Source organism: Marinobacter sediminicola (genome assembly GCF_031157525.1).
Taxonomy (GTDB): domain Bacteria; phylum Pseudomonadota; class Gammaproteobacteria; order Pseudomonadales; family Oleiphilaceae; genus Marinobacter; species Marinobacter sediminicola.
Genome location: NZ_JAVIXR010000005.1, coordinates 102,814 through 116,152, shown reverse-complemented (window position 1 = coordinate 116,152; position 13,339 = coordinate 102,814). Strand labels below are relative to the sequence as shown.

Below are 13,339 nucleotides of genomic sequence, written 5' to 3'. Positions count from 1 at the left end.
CCTTCAGGAACCGCAAGGGAGGGAATCAGGCTTCCAAAACACGCTGTAAATACCTCCCTGTACGCTCGGCTCCGCCATCCATGGCTCCGCACGGTTTTGGAAGCCTGATTCCCTCCCTCGCTCCGTGCTAGCCTCTAATACCGGATTTCCGGGGGCAACTAACTCAGTAAAGTGCCTCTTCGTCATCCAATACTTCATCAATAATTTCCAGAAACATTCGATCCGCATCACTCCACTTTTCCGGGATACGGATGGTTGTGTTAGCGCTGATTTCCCGGGCGATTACTTCGTCGGAGCCGGGCTGAGACCGATACTTTCGGGCAATGTCGATAGACTTTACCGCGATAGTCGGATCACTTAACACCTTCTTGATAAACACTCGAAGCTCATCAATCACCTTGGCCTGGCGACGGCTTTCAATCGGTGTACTCATACCTCACCCTCCGGGGCAAATAAATTCTGAGGGAGCGCACAGCTCCCGTAGCATATACACAGTATGGCCAAACCTAAGCGTTACAACCAGCCACTACAATCAGACGAACAGCCCACGCAAGGTGAAAAACAACAGAGCCGCCATAATGGCTGAGGCGGGCACGGTGATAATCCACGCAGCCGCAATCCGCACAAGGTGTGAGCGTTTAACCATTTCTTCTTTGTAGATTTTCTTGAGCCGCTTGCGGTCCGATTTGGTCAGGGGCACGTGCTTCTTTTTCTTGGCGCGCTTGAGAAGCTTTTCCATCTCTTCAACAGAGGCGTTACGGAAGTCATCCAGGAAGGGCTTGAGGCGCTCAAGATCGTCTTCATCGCGCTCTTCCATGATCTTGTGCAGCTGAGTCGCGTAATTGGATTTCAGGTATTCGCGCAGGAAGCCCACACCAAAAACACCACCAATGGCAATATGCGTAGAGCTCACTGGCAAGCCCAGTTGCGATGCCAGAATAACCGTAAGCGCAGCCGACAGTGCGATACAGAAGGCACGGGTCTTATCCAGCTCGGTAATTTCGCTGCCCACAGTTTTGATCAGACGCGGACCAAAGAGCATGAGACCGACGGTTAAGCCCAGGGCACCAATCATCATGACCCACAGAGGAATGCTTGAAGCTGTCACGATCGCACCGTTGGATAGCGCGTCGTTGATGGCTGCAAGTGGGCCGATGGCATTCGCTACGTCGTTTGCACCATGGGCAAAGCTTAGCAGAGCAGCCGCAAATATCAGTGGCCAGGTGAACAGGGTATTCACCCCCCCTGCACTGTTTTCCATAGTGGCTGCACGACGGGAAGCCAGAGATCGCACGATAAAAAAGGAGACTACCGCAGCACCCAAACCGACCAGGGAAGCTTGAAGGAAGTCGACCTCAACAATTTTCTTTACGCCTTTGATCATCAGGTAGGTGCCGAAGGCCCATGCCATGATGGCGACAAGCCAGGGTACAAAGGTTCGCGCTGCAGGTATTACATTCTTCCGATAAAGCACTGTCTTGTTGATAATAAATAGCAATAGGGCCGCCAAAGCCCCACCAAGAACTGGCGAAATAACCCAGCTGGCGGCAATCTTGGCCATAACACCCCAATCTGCAATACCCCAGCCGCCCGCAGCAATGCCGGCGCCGAGCACGCCGCCGACAATGGAGTGGGTGGTGGATACAGGCGCACCCATCCAGGTCGCCAGATTGAGCCAGAGGGCGCCTGCAAGCAGAGCTGCTGTCATCAGCCAGACAAAGGCGCGGCCATCTTCAAGACTTGTGGGATCAATAATGCCGCCCTTGATGGTAGAGACAACATCGCCACCCGCAATTAACGCACCAGCAGATTCAAAAATGCCTGCCAGAATAACGGCAGCACCCAGAGACAGAGCACCAGAACCAACCGCAGGACCAACGTTGTTTGCAACGTCGTTAGCACCTATATTGATAGCCATATAGCCGCCGATGACCGCTGCAGCCATAAGCAAGGTGCTATTGGGCAGCCCTTCACTGAAGGAACCTACCGCCAGCCAGACGCCGAGCAAGAACAACAGGCTGAGCCCGACCCGGTATCGCTCTGTAGAGTTGCTGGTAAGGAGAGTGTCCAGAAATCCGCTTGAACGGGCCATAACAGAATAAGTCTCATTTGGTCTGAATGGGGAAGGATCCACCGTGTAGCGCGCAACTATAAATTTTTTACCCTGAAATTGAAACTAATGTGCGTCTGCGCGAACCGGTCACACAATACACTTGAAATAGATGCATACCTACCGTTGCCTGATTCATAATGGGCAGAGAGCCAGAGTAATAAACAACAGCGTTGTACATAACAACAAGGCCGCTATGACAAAACACTCATCCTTGGGCTATCAAGCTGCACAGGAACGCGAAAGCGCGCAGATTTCGCTGGTGCTGACCTGGCTGTCACTCGCGGCGATTTTGACCCTGCTCGGCATTGGCGCAAAAGCCTGGAGTTCAGCACACTACAGCCACGCTCTTGCCCTGTGGGGATTTATCCTGCCCGTGGTCGCAAACATGGTCTGGTTTGCCTTCTCCCGGAATCGCGAGATACAAAAAACCGGGCTTCTGGTTATTGTAAGCTTTCTTTTTACTTACCTCATAGCCTCCGGGGGTGAGAGCAATACCGGCCCTCTGTGGTTCTACGTGTTTCCGCCTCTGCTGTTTTTCCTGACCAATCTGAAAACCGGCACCATGATTCTTCTGCTGGTCTATCTGGTTGCCCTTATTGTGTTCCAGTTTCCCGGCCTGCCCTTTGTGCAGGCGGAGTACAGCGGCGACTTCAAGATCCGCTTTTTCGCAACGTTGACCTTTGAATCGATCTTCTGTTTTGTCCTCGAAGCCAGCAGACTGAAGGCTCGGAACGAATTGCTGGATCTCGCCCTGACTCACGAACATGCGGCCAAAACCGACGAGCTTACCGGGCTGTCTAACAGGCGGGACATCCTGAATCGGTTATCGGAAGAGTTTTCACGGTACCAGCGTTCCGGACACCACTTTTCCATTGTTCTGATCGACCTCGATCTTTTCAAGAATATCAACGACCACTATGGTCATAGCGCTGGCGACGCGGCTTTAAAGCAATTTGCCTTGACCGTGCAATCCGTCATCCGTCAAACCGACGTGGCGGCCCGCTGGGGCGGCGAGGAGTTTCTCCTGCTGCTACCGGACACATCCCTGCTTCCAGCTCTCACGTTGGCCGAACGCTTACGCAGCGAGGTAGCGCGGGAACGTTTTAGTTTCCACGGTGAGGATTTACCCATAACCATGAGTGCGGGCGTCTGCTCTATTTCTCAGGCCGACTCCATTGACAACATGCTTCGCCAGGCGGACTTGCATCTATACAGCGCCAAGGAATCCGGACGCAACCGGATTGCACCTCGGGTACGCAGTCAGGCTGCAAATGCCCAGAATGCACCAAGCGCTTGAGACTGCATAATCTGGCCGCTACTATCCGGCGCTAAATAACACTTGGAAAATCGTTTTGCACTGAACAGGAAACCACATGAAAGTTATTCGAATTCTGGTGGGTAGCGTCTATGGCGGCGCACTGATGACCGCCAAAGCCATCAAACAGGCGCTCGATGCCGAAGGCTATTCCGTTAAGGTTCTGGAGAACCCGACACTGGAAGATATGACCTCTGATACAGCCCCTTTGCTGGTTTGCACATCGACCACTGGCGAAGGAGAAGTTCCGAGCAACCTTCTACCCTTTTATGTGGATTTACGTGATCAGTTACCACAACAGCCAGGACGCCCCTTTGGCATCATTGTTTTGGGGGACAGCTCTTACGGTGATACGTTTTGTGGCGCCGGCGAGCTGATGGAAGAAGCACTTTATGAAACCGCTGCCCGAAAGGTTGGCGACACTCTACGCATTGATGCGCTGGAAACCCAGGAGCCGGAAGAAGAAGCCTTGCCTTGGGTACGTGAATGGGTATCCGCTGTACTACACTAGGCGTACTTTGGGCCGCTATTAGCTACAGTCCATGCTGATTTTGAAAACAACTATAACTTTCGGTGAATCGTGACAAGATTCCAATGGTTTCGCACTCTGGCAGCAATTGTGCTGTTTTTACCCCTGGCGTTTAGCTGCCAGGGCGCTGAGGCGTTCCGTTTTCCCAGTGTCGAGTTTCTCCGCCTGTCACCCGACGCTGAACTGTCGCCCGCCAAAGCATCAGCCTCTGCTGACTGGCAACCTCTCGCAAACAGCAGCGCAAATTTTGGCTACACTCGGGATACCATTTGGTTCCGTTTTGACGTTCCTGTTAACCGCCAGATTAATTTGCTTGAGATCGGGTACGCCCATTTGGATCACGTTGCCTTCTATCTGATGGAAAACGGCCAGGTTATCGAAGCGACCGTTACTGGCGACCATCACCCCTTCAAAGAGCGCCCCATTCTCAACCGACACTTCCTGTTCCCATTCAGCGCGGACACAAGCACTGATCGGCAAGTTTTGCTCGAAGTGAGAACAACAGGTACTTTGCAAGTACCCTTGGCTCTATGGAATGCTCAATCGTTTTTCGAGCACGCATCCGTTGAGGAGCAGCTCCATGCCATCTATTACGGCGTACTGATCAGCGTTATCTTTTTCAACCTGTTTGTATTTTTTGCTCTGCGCGAGAATGTCTATCTTTTCTATGTGCTCTCGACGCTAAGCTACCTCCTGTTAATCAGCAGCTTGAATGGCACGGCCTTCCAACTACTGTGGCCAAGGAGCCCCGAGCTTCATAGCTGGGTCACGTTGCTCTCCATCCCCTTTGCCGTCATGTTTACCCTGTTATTTTCGCGTTCATTTCTCCAGCTTGAACATTCCGGGCCGGCTCTGAACCGGGTCGTCATTGGCTTTGTTGCGGCAAACGCACTCCTGATCGCAGCCTCCGGCCTGCTTGATTTCGGCACTTCCATACGGTTATCGGTGGCTGTCGCGATCCCAAGCACGCTGCTTCTTACCATCATGGGGCCATTACAATGGATACGCGGCAACCCACAAGCTGGCTATTACACAATAGCCTGGTGCGCTTTATCCGTTGGCAGCGCCATCACCGGTGCCAACAAAGCCGGGTTTATGCCCAACAACTTTATTACAGCCTACGGCATGGAGATCGGGTCGGCACTTCAGGCAGTTTTGCTGGCACTGGCGCTGGCCGCGAGGCTTTACCAAGAACGCCAAGGGAAGGTAGAAGCCCGCGATGCGGAGCTGAAAGCCATGGCAGCCCGGCGTTCAGCCGAGCTGAAACTAATAGAAAACGCGCTACACAACTCGCTTACAGGCCTTCCCAACCGAACCAATTTTGAGATGCAAGTGAATGACCTGATTCGCCGGGGTCCAAATACCCGGCACGGCATTGTCATCATCCACCTGAATAACTTGCAGTCTGTGACCAAGACTCTTGGGCACCGAAACAGCGACCTCATATCAGAGGTAACCGCGAAAAACGCGAATGCTATCGCCCGTCAGATTCCAGGCGTTATTTCTCTTGGTCAGCATAACGGACGCAGCTTTTACACAGCCTCTCTCGACCTGGAGACATTGGTCTGCATAGTGGATGCCGACACGACCGAGCAGGCACGCAGAGCGGTTGTCCGTGCACTGGAAGCTATCCGTGCCCCGGTCGATTTTCTTGGCATGAAGATTCCACTGAACGCCCAGATTGGTATCGCGGTTTCCCCGGTTGATGGCACTGACGCATCCACTTTGATTCGCAGAGCTTCTATAGCGGAGGGCTCAGACCGCGCCCGTGAGCGCGGAATTGCGTACTACAGGCCATCCCTGGACTCATACAGTGCCAGCCGGCTTACGATGGTTTCAGAATTACAGAAAGCACTTGTGAATAATGAACTGGCGCTCCATTTGCAGCCAAAGCTGAATTTAAGAACCGGCCGGATCTGTGGAATGGAGGCCCTCATTCGCTGGCCAGCAAGAGAACAGCCCGTGCCTGCGGATGAAATCATCACGCTGGCTGAGCAGACAGGGCTGATAAAACCACTCACCCGCTGGGTGCTGGAGCAATCACTTGAACTCCGGAGCCGCCTGCTCGAAAACGGCCACCTTCTGGACCTCTCGGTCAATATCTCACCGAATAATCTCCGGGAGCCGGATTTCCCGATGTTTGTAAAACGCTTGATGGGCGCACACTTGGAACACAGGGGCTCGATCATCTTTGAGGTTACAGAAACATCGATGATGCAGGACCCCGCTAACGCTCTTAAAGCCCTTAACTCACTGGCCAGCGCCGGAATTCCGGTTTCCATTGATGACTTTGGTTCTGGCTACTCCTCGCTTTCCTACATCAAGCAGCTGCCCGCCAGCGAAATCAAAATCGACCGATCGCTTATAACGGATCTGGCTACCCGCGAAGAAGACAGAGTGATTGTTCAAACGACCATCAATATGTGTCACAGCCTCGGCTACCTGGTTGTGGCCGAGGGCGTGGAAGAAGAAGCCACTGCAGATCTGCTGAAAGGGATGGGCTGTGACATGATTCAGGGCTACTTCCTGAGCCGGCCGCTGCCACTTGAACGCATGCTGGGCTGGCTATCCCAAAGGCGTGAAGCCGTCACCAGACAGCACACCCCCGGATAACACTCAGTCGACATTAGCGCCTGCGAATCAGTGCTTCCTGAGTGGCCGATGCCACCAGATCACCCTTCTGATTAAAGAAGTTGCCCCGATTGAAACCTCGCCCTGCTGAAGCACTCGGGCTGTCTTTGTCATAAAGCAACCAATCCTCCATGCGAAAATCCCGATGGAACCACATGGCATGATCAAGACTCGCGACCTGTAGACTCTTATCTATAAACGATTTGCCGTGGGGGTTCAGCGACGTACCTAAAAACGAAAAATCCGATGCGTAGGCAAGCAGGCAACGATGCAAAACCGGATCGTCAGGCAGAGGGCCCTGAGCACGAATCCAGCTTTGTTTATGGGGTGGGCGCTTCTCAGGCTTAAACGGATTTGTGGGATCCACCGGGCGGATTTCGATGGGCCGGTCGCGGGTCATAACTTCCCGCATGGCTTCAGGCGCCTGCGGTGCCATCAACTTGCCCCAGTCCTGCTCGGAGCGCAGGGTGTCGGGATCTGGTGCTTCAGGCATCTCTGCCTGGTGCTCAAAACCTTCCTCAGCGGCATGAAACGACATGGAACCTGTCAGTATTTCCTTGCCATCCTGGCGGGCAATAACCCGGCGAACAGAAAAACTGCCGCCATCACGCACCCGCTGAACCTCGTATTCTATCGGCATTTCCTTGTTGCCTGGCCGCAGGAAATAGGCATGCAGAGAATGGCAGAGGCGGTCTTCGACCGTATGGCTAGCCGCCATCAGCGCCTGCCCGAGAACCTGCCCTCCAAACACGCGGGGGAATCCCAGATCCTGGCTCTCGCCCCGATAGTGATCATCGCCAGTGGGGGCGAGATACAGCAGTTCTACCAGTTTTTTTGTAACGTCAAGCATGCCTGCTCCTGTTGATTCGTTAGCTCACGAAGGGTTTTCTACCGCAAGCGCGGAACTTTCGCAACGAAAAGCGCCAACAGGAGGCAGCGCATTCAAGAATGAATGGGCGGCACCACCTTGGACAGCGCCTGCTTTTCCAATGCAAACCGGCCGGTAACCGCAAAGCCCAGAACCTCTCCCTCTTTGCTTCTGAACAGGGATTTTACATGGGTCCCATCCTGCTCGGTTTCCCAGCTACCTTCGGCATCTGATGGCGGCGGGCACACTGCTGTCGGGCAACACGGGGTTTTGATCATCACAGGCATGGTGCCGTAGATTACCTCTGTCGGCGCTCCCGTCAGGGTCTTTGCCAGGGCACGGGCACAGGCCATCAACGGCAGAACGTAGAGCAGCACATGGCCATCTACTTCAGCACAGTCACCCAGGGCATAAACATCCTTGGCCGAGGTTTCCAGCAGCCTGTTTACTTTAATACCACGGCCAACGTCGATCCCGGCCGCTCTTGCCAGTTGCGTGCGGGGCCGCAAGCCAACTGCAGAAATGACAATGTCCGCGGGCAGTGTTTCATCATTAGCGAGGAACAGTTTTACACTCGCTCCATCTGGCTCTACACGCTCCACCACGGTTTCCAGATGAAACCGCACCCCCAAGGCTTCCAGTTCCTGCTGCACCGCGTTCGCGGCAACTGGAGGCAGCAAGCTCGGCATAACAGCATCGGAAGGCGCAATTACATCCACCTCGTAGCCGCCATTACGCAGGTCGTTGGCAAACTCACAGCCAATCAGCCCGGCACCCATAATGGCCACTCGACCACCCGGCATCAGTGCCTTGCGGAAAACCCGGTAATCTTCCAGATCGTTGATCGGAAATACCCGCTCCTGACCCTCACCGGGTATCGTCAGCCGAATCACATCTGCGCCCCAGGCCAACACCAGCTTGCTGTATGTCAGGCTACCATCACCCAGCAATAATCGGTGGCCGTTGGTGTCTATGCCGGTCACAGTGGTGAAGGTACGTAGCTCCAGGTCCAACTGTTCTGCCATTGCAGCAGTGGCTGCCTGAGCCAGGCCGTCTGCATCCTTACCTTTTGAAAACCCGGTAGAGAGCATGGGCTTGGAGTAGCTGACGCCATCATCGGCGGTCACCATTACTATCCGCACGTCTTTGTCCTGCTTACGGATTTCACGGGCCAGGGAGTAACCTGCCAAACCGGTTCCGACAATTACGATGGGTGTCTGCTCTGTCATAGCCATGCTCCGTTCGGGTTCAACCGATCTCGATCATTTCAAAATCTTCCTTGCCCACACCGCAGTCGGGGCAAACCCAATCTTCGGGCACATCATCCCAGGCAGTCCCGGGCTCAATACCATCTTCCGGCCAACCTTCTGCTTCATCGTAAACCAGGCCACACACTACGCACTGCCACTTCTTCATAAACAATCTCTCCACCACACATTTTTAAAGGATGCGTCGCAATGATACGCGGCGCGTAATGATTGACCAATGCCAACAAAGACGCTCACACCGAGTTTTTCTGCCAATTGTCCGTATTATACCCCCTCCCCTCCGCTGTCCCTCTCCGGTATAATCGCCCGTTTTACGACAGGACCGACCGTTATGAGCGATACCGTCGCCGAAATGAATCAGGTTATGGCCGAAGCTGATTGCCTGGTTGATGAGCAGCGAGTACAGACTGCCATTCGCAATCTTGCCGACGACATTACCGGCCGCCTCAAAGACAGTAATCCCCTGCTGTTTTGTGTGATGAACGGCGGTCTGATCTTTACCGGTCAGCTGTTGCCTCGCCTCAACTTCCCGGTTCAGGCGGAGTACCTGCATGCAACACGCTACAGGCAGGAAACCACCGGCGGCATTCTGGAGTGGACACTTCAGCCCAAGGCCGACATGAAAGGTCGCACTGTCCTGGTTATTGACGACATCCTTGACGAAGGCACCACCCTCTGTGCGATAGCTGACTATTGTTTGAGCCAAGGGGCAAAAGAGGTTCTGACGGCCGTTCTGGTGGACAAACAGCACGACCGCAAAGCCCGCCCGGATCTGAAGGCTGATTTCACAGGCCTGTATGTTGAAGACCGCTTCCTGTTTGGCTACGGCATGGATTACAAAGGGTACTGGCGCAACGCTCCTGGAATCTATGCCGTTAAGGGCCTTTGAAATCGAGCCCCCTATAGACAAGCCGGGCACGGCTATACCACCAACCAATTGGTATAGCTCTTTTGCCGCTGCCGGACTGCGCAACCCGGAGGTGCATGGCCCGGCGAGTTACTGGCTGAAAGTTGAAGGCTCCTTCACACGGGCGCTGCAAAAGCAATGTGTGAGTTCGTTTCACGTAGACGTGCAGCGCGAAGGCTTTGCCACACCCACCCTAGAAGAAGCCCGACGCCTGGGGATCCCTTTTCGCCAACTTGCCTGGATTCGCGAAGTACGCCTGTGCGGCGATGGCAAGCCCTTGGTTCTAGCTCGTACCGTTATTCCCCTTGCCTGCCTCAAAGGTGAAGGTCGGCGACTGCTTAATCTTGGCAGCAAACCTCTGGGCGCTTTCCTGTTCAGCAGCCGGGACTGGCAGCGAGGGCCTCTTGAAACCGGGCTGTGCCCCCCATCAAACCGCAGTTTCTCAGTAGCTGAGCGGCCTGCACTTGCGCGTCGCTCTCTATTCAGCAACAAAGAGAACGCGTTGCTGGTAGGCGAATATCTGCTTCCCGTGCTTTACCGCAGGAGCTGATGGGCTGCGGAGAAAACTCCGGCTTTCGCCCCTGCCCGCCCACTGGCTATAATCCCTGCACGTTCACGTTCCAGACATTCAGTTCCATGCCCCAAACGGATAGACCCATGCTGCCAGACGCCGTGCCCGAACACATACGGAGCCGATTAACCGATTACGCAAAACTGCTGCGCATCGACCGCCCAATTGGCACTCTCCTCCTGCTGTGGCCCACATACTGGGCACTCTGGCTTGCCGGTAAGGGCAACCCCGGCCTAGGCAATATCATCGTGTTCACACTGGGCGTTTTCTTTATGCGTGCCGCCGGCTGCGCCATTAATGATTTTGCCGACCGGGACTGGGACAAACACGTAGAGCGCACCAAAGACCGCCCACTTACTACCGGCCGGGTAAAGGCCTGGGAGGCGATCGCCCTGTTTGGCGGACTTTGCATTATCTCCTTCCTGATGGTGGTGTTTTTCACCAACACCTTCACGCTCTACCTTTCCTTTGGCGGCGCCCTGCTGGCGTTTATTTACCCCTTCTCCAAGCGCTTCACCCATTTACCCCAGTTGTTCCTCGGTGCTGCATTTTCCTGGGCCATCCCCATGGCATGGGCGGCAGAAGCCGGCGAGCTCAGCCAGGTTACCTGGTTGCTGTTCACGGCCAACGTGCTCTGGACAGTGGCTTACGACACCTTCTACGCCATGGTGGATCGCGACGACGACCTGAAAGTCGGCATCAAATCCACAGCCATCCTGTTCGGCGATGGCGACCGTGCAATCATCGGCGCACTCCAGGCCATGGTGGTGCTTATTCTGATGATTGTCGGCAATCGCTGCGAGCTGGGCAGTTTCTATTACCTGGGGCTGGTCGCCATGGCTTGCCTGTTCATCTACCAGCAATACCTTGCCAAAGACCGTGACAGAGATGGCTGCTTCAAGGCCTTCCTGAACAACAACTGGGCGGGGTTCGCGGTATTTACCGGGTTGGTTATCGATCTGATCGTGTCGTAGAAAAGAGTCACCGCAGAAAGCTGGTAACGGCGGAATCGGCAAGGCTGTCACACAGCTGTAACACTCTAGCGTTGTAATAGTTCAGCAACACATCATGGTCTGAAACAGGTTAGAGAATATGTCTGGAAAAACCGTCCTGATTGTCGATGACGAGCCCGCTATCCGCGAAATGATCGTTGTGGCGCTGGAGATGGCTGATTACGAATGCCTCGAGGCCAGCGATGCCCCCGAGGCCCACGCCCTGATCGTCGACAGGCAACCCGACATTATTCTGCTGGACTGGATGCTGCCCGGCACCAGCGGCATAGAACTGGCAAGACGGCTGAAAAAAGAAGAAACCACCTCAGATATACCCATCATCATGCTCACCGCCAAGGTTGAGGAAGACAACAAGATCCGCGGCCTGGAAATCGGGGCTGATGACTACATCACCAAACCTTTCAGCCCAAGAGAACTGGTCGCCCGCCTGAAAGCCGTGCTGCGCCGGGCAACGCCTCCTGGCATCGACGACCCCATTGAGGTAGACGGCCTGGCACTGGACCCCGCCAGCCACCGCGTCACTTCAAACGAGCGCCCCCTGAATATCGGGCCTACGGAGTACCGCCTGCTGCAGTTCTTCATGACTCACCAGGAGCGGGTTTACACACGCTCCCAGCTTCTGGACCAGGTATGGGGCGGCAATGTATACGTTGAAGAGCGAACGGTTGATGTGCACATTCGGCGGCTACGCAAAGCGTTGGGAGAGCATCACGACTATCTGATTCAAACTGTGAGAGGCGCAGGCTACCGGTTCTCTACCCAGCCCGCTTGATCTACGCTTGCCGCTCACCAAAAGCACCACAAGGCTGCCTTTAAATGCAGAAAATCTGGTCGCGACATCTGCGCCTCACACTTGCCGGGCTTGCAGGCAGCACGCTTGCTGGCCTGTATTTGGGTTACCCGGTTTACGGTTTGTCCGCCGGCCTTGCGCTCTATCTGTTGTGGACGCTCTACCAAACCCGGAGCCTGGCGCATTGGCTGTCAGACCCGAATAGCGCCAGTGAAGCGCCTCAAAGCATAGGCATCTGGGGCAGCTTTTTTGAAAAACTGCACAAGCTCACCCAGAGTTCTCTACAAGCCCAGAGCAGTCTGCGATCGCGCATAGATCGCATACAGGAATCCACAAACGCCATGCGCGACGGCGTCATCATGACCGACGCTCTTGGCGCCATGGAATGGTGGAATGGCTCTGCAGAGCACCTATTGGGATTTCAACGCTCTACGGATCAAGGGCAGTATATTTACAATCTCATCCGAACACCGGCTTTCAAAGCCTACTTTGACGCAAAAAACTACCGGGAACCCCTGGAGCTGAGCTCGCCCGCGAAACCTCATATTCATCTGCAAATCCAGATCAGCCTGTTCGGAGAAGACGACCGCCTAATTGTGGCCAAGGATGTCTCGCGCCTGCATCAGTTAGAGCAGATGCGCCAGGATTTCGTAAGCAATGTTTCCCATGAAATGCGCACACCACTAACGGTAATCAGCGGTTATCTGGAAACCCTTGTGGACAACGCCGATGATCTGCCCGCCAAGTGGCGGAGAGCGGTCAACACAATGGCTACCCAATCGTTCCGAATGGAGACACTGATTGCCGATCTTATTCTTTTATCCCGTATCGAAACCGGTAAGCAATCCGAGCAGGATGCACCAACCAACGTTGACCGGTTAGTGCGGCAAATCTGCCAGGATGCAAGAACTCTCAGCGGTGAAAGCCAGCATGACATCCGCTTTGAAGCGGCCAGCGAGCAACTGATAAGCGGCGATGAAAACCAGCTACGAAGCGCCTTCTCCAACCTTATCTTCAATGCGGTTAAATACACGCCTGCTCGGGGCAAAATCAAGGTGCTCTGGTTCACAGACAATGAAGGGGGGCATCTGTCAGTTAAAGACACAGGCTCCGGCATTGATGAGGTTCACATTCCCCGGCTCACGGAACGCTTTTATCGTGCAGATCCCAGCCGACACAAAGACACCGGCGGAACCGGGCTAGGCCTGGCCATCGTCAAACATGTACTGATTAACCACGATGGGAATCTGGAGATAAAAAGCCGGCTTGGTGAAGGCAGCGAGTTTGTGTGTCACTTTCCCCCAGAACGGCTAGTGTCGACGATTACTGAATAA

The 13,339-nt window shown here is 54.4% G+C and carries 13 protein-coding genes; 8 read left to right on the top strand and 5 right to left on the bottom strand.

Going from position 1 to position 13,339, the window contains the following annotated elements:
- Window positions 1–163: 163 nt before the first annotated feature.
- Both RG807_RS09310 and RG807_RS09305 read right to left on the bottom strand, forming a co-directional pair.
- Complete coding sequence (locus RG807_RS09310; protein ID WP_298452326.1) at window positions 164–433, bottom strand: hypothetical protein; 270 nt, start codon at window positions 431–433, stop codon at window positions 164–166.
- Window positions 434–532: 99 nt separating this feature from the next.
- Complete coding sequence (locus RG807_RS09305; RefSeq protein ID WP_309044667.1) at window positions 533–2,092, bottom strand: inorganic phosphate transporter; 1,560 nt, start codon at window positions 2,090–2,092, stop codon at window positions 533–535.
- 214 nt (window positions 2,093–2,306) lie between these two features.
- Here RG807_RS09305 and RG807_RS09300 point away from each other — a divergent pair, with 214 nt between their 5' ends.
- From RG807_RS09300 to RG807_RS09290, 3 genes are all read left to right on the top strand, one after another.
- Complete coding sequence (locus tag RG807_RS09300) at window positions 2,307–3,410, top strand: GGDEF domain-containing protein (RefSeq protein WP_309044666.1); 1,104 nt, start codon at window positions 2,307–2,309, stop codon at window positions 3,408–3,410.
- A 76-nt stretch (window positions 3,411–3,486) separates the two neighbouring features.
- On the top strand, window positions 3,487–3,939 hold the full coding sequence (locus tag RG807_RS09295; protein WP_309044665.1) for a flavodoxin: 453 nt from the start codon (window positions 3,487–3,489) through the stop codon (window positions 3,937–3,939).
- Between the two features lie 69 nt (window positions 3,940–4,008).
- The gene (locus tag RG807_RS09290; protein ID WP_309044664.1) at window positions 4,009–6,570 is read left to right on the top strand and encodes an EAL domain-containing protein; all 2,562 of its coding nucleotides are present in this window, start codon (window positions 4,009–4,011) and stop codon (window positions 6,568–6,570) included.
- Window positions 6,571–6,583: 13 nt separating this feature from the next.
- On the opposite strand, the gene tesB is transcribed toward RG807_RS09290, so the two are convergent.
- From tesB to rd, 3 genes are all read right to left on the bottom strand, one after another.
- The gene (gene tesB, locus RG807_RS09285) at window positions 6,584–7,438 is read right to left on the bottom strand and encodes an acyl-CoA thioesterase II (RefSeq protein ID WP_309044663.1); all 855 of its coding nucleotides are present in this window, start codon (window positions 7,436–7,438) and stop codon (window positions 6,584–6,586) included.
- A 92-nt stretch (window positions 7,439–7,530) separates the two neighbouring features.
- On the bottom strand, window positions 7,531–8,685 hold the full coding sequence (locus RG807_RS09280) for an NAD(P)/FAD-dependent oxidoreductase (protein WP_309044662.1): 1,155 nt from the start codon (window positions 8,683–8,685) through the stop codon (window positions 7,531–7,533).
- A 19-nt stretch (window positions 8,686–8,704) separates the two neighbouring features.
- Window positions 8,705–8,872 (bottom strand): rubredoxin, encoded by a 168-nt coding sequence (rd, locus tag RG807_RS09275; protein ID WP_072795848.1) that lies wholly within the window; start codon window positions 8,870–8,872, stop codon window positions 8,705–8,707.
- A gap of 183 nt (window positions 8,873–9,055) precedes the next feature.
- Between rd and RG807_RS09270 the strand changes: the two genes are divergently transcribed.
- The 5 genes from RG807_RS09270 (at window position 9,056) to phoR (ending at window position 13,339) form a co-directional block, all read left to right on the top strand.
- The gene (locus RG807_RS09270) at window positions 9,056–9,613 is read left to right on the top strand and encodes a hypoxanthine-guanine phosphoribosyltransferase (RefSeq protein WP_309044661.1); all 558 of its coding nucleotides are present in this window, start codon (window positions 9,056–9,058) and stop codon (window positions 9,611–9,613) included.
- Entirely contained in the window at window positions 9,594–10,181 is a 588-nt protein-coding gene (locus RG807_RS09265; protein WP_309044660.1) for a chorismate--pyruvate lyase family protein, read from the top strand. Before RG807_RS09270 ends, RG807_RS09265 begins: the two co-directional genes overlap by 20 nt.
- A 107-nt stretch (window positions 10,182–10,288) precedes the next feature.
- Window positions 10,289–11,176 carry a 4-hydroxybenzoate octaprenyltransferase gene (ubiA, locus tag RG807_RS09260; RefSeq protein WP_309044659.1) on the top strand — a complete coding sequence of 296 codons (888 nt, stop codon included), beginning with the start codon at window positions 10,289–10,291 and terminating at the stop codon, window positions 11,174–11,176.
- A gap of 118 nt (window positions 11,177–11,294) precedes the next feature.
- Entirely contained in the window at window positions 11,295–11,987 is a 693-nt protein-coding gene (gene phoB / locus RG807_RS09255; protein WP_298452292.1) for a phosphate regulon transcriptional regulator PhoB, read from the top strand.
- Window positions 11,988–12,031: 44 nt separating this feature from the next.
- Window positions 12,032–13,339: a phosphate regulon sensor histidine kinase PhoR gene (phoR, locus tag RG807_RS09250; protein WP_309044658.1), complete on the top strand. Its 1,308-nt coding sequence runs from the start codon at window positions 12,032–12,034 to the stop codon at window positions 13,337–13,339.

Coding starts and splice junctions, on each gene's coding strand:
- RG807_RS09310 (WP_298452326.1), bottom strand. CDS start 433: ATGAGTACACCGATTGAAAGCCGTCGCCAGGCCAAGGTGATTGATGAG.
- RG807_RS09305 (WP_309044667.1), bottom strand. CDS start 2,092: ATGGCCCGTTCAAGCGGATTTCTGGACACTCTCCTTACCAGCAACTCT.
- RG807_RS09300 (WP_309044666.1), top strand. CDS start 2,307: ATGACAAAACACTCATCCTTGGGCTATCAAGCTGCACAGGAACGCGAA.
- RG807_RS09295 (WP_309044665.1), top strand. CDS start 3,487: ATGAAAGTTATTCGAATTCTGGTGGGTAGCGTCTATGGCGGCGCACTG.
- tesB (WP_309044663.1), bottom strand. CDS start 7,438: ATGCTTGACGTTACAAAAAAACTGGTAGAACTGCTGTATCTCGCCCCC.
- RG807_RS09280 (WP_309044662.1), bottom strand. CDS start 8,685: ATGACAGAGCAGACACCCATCGTAATTGTCGGAACCGGTTTGGCAGGT.
- rd (WP_072795848.1), bottom strand. CDS start 8,872: ATGAAGAAGTGGCAGTGCGTAGTGTGTGGCCTGGTTTACGATGAAGCA.
- RG807_RS09270 (WP_309044661.1), top strand. CDS start 9,056: ATGAGCGATACCGTCGCCGAAATGAATCAGGTTATGGCCGAAGCTGAT.
- RG807_RS09265 (WP_309044660.1), top strand. CDS start 9,594: ATGCCGTTAAGGGCCTTTGAAATCGAGCCCCCTATAGACAAGCCGGGC.
- ubiA (WP_309044659.1), top strand. CDS start 10,289: ATGCTGCCAGACGCCGTGCCCGAACACATACGGAGCCGATTAACCGAT.
- phoB (WP_298452292.1), top strand. CDS start 11,295: ATGTCTGGAAAAACCGTCCTGATTGTCGATGACGAGCCCGCTATCCGC.
- phoR (WP_309044658.1), top strand. CDS start 12,032: ATGCAGAAAATCTGGTCGCGACATCTGCGCCTCACACTTGCCGGGCTT.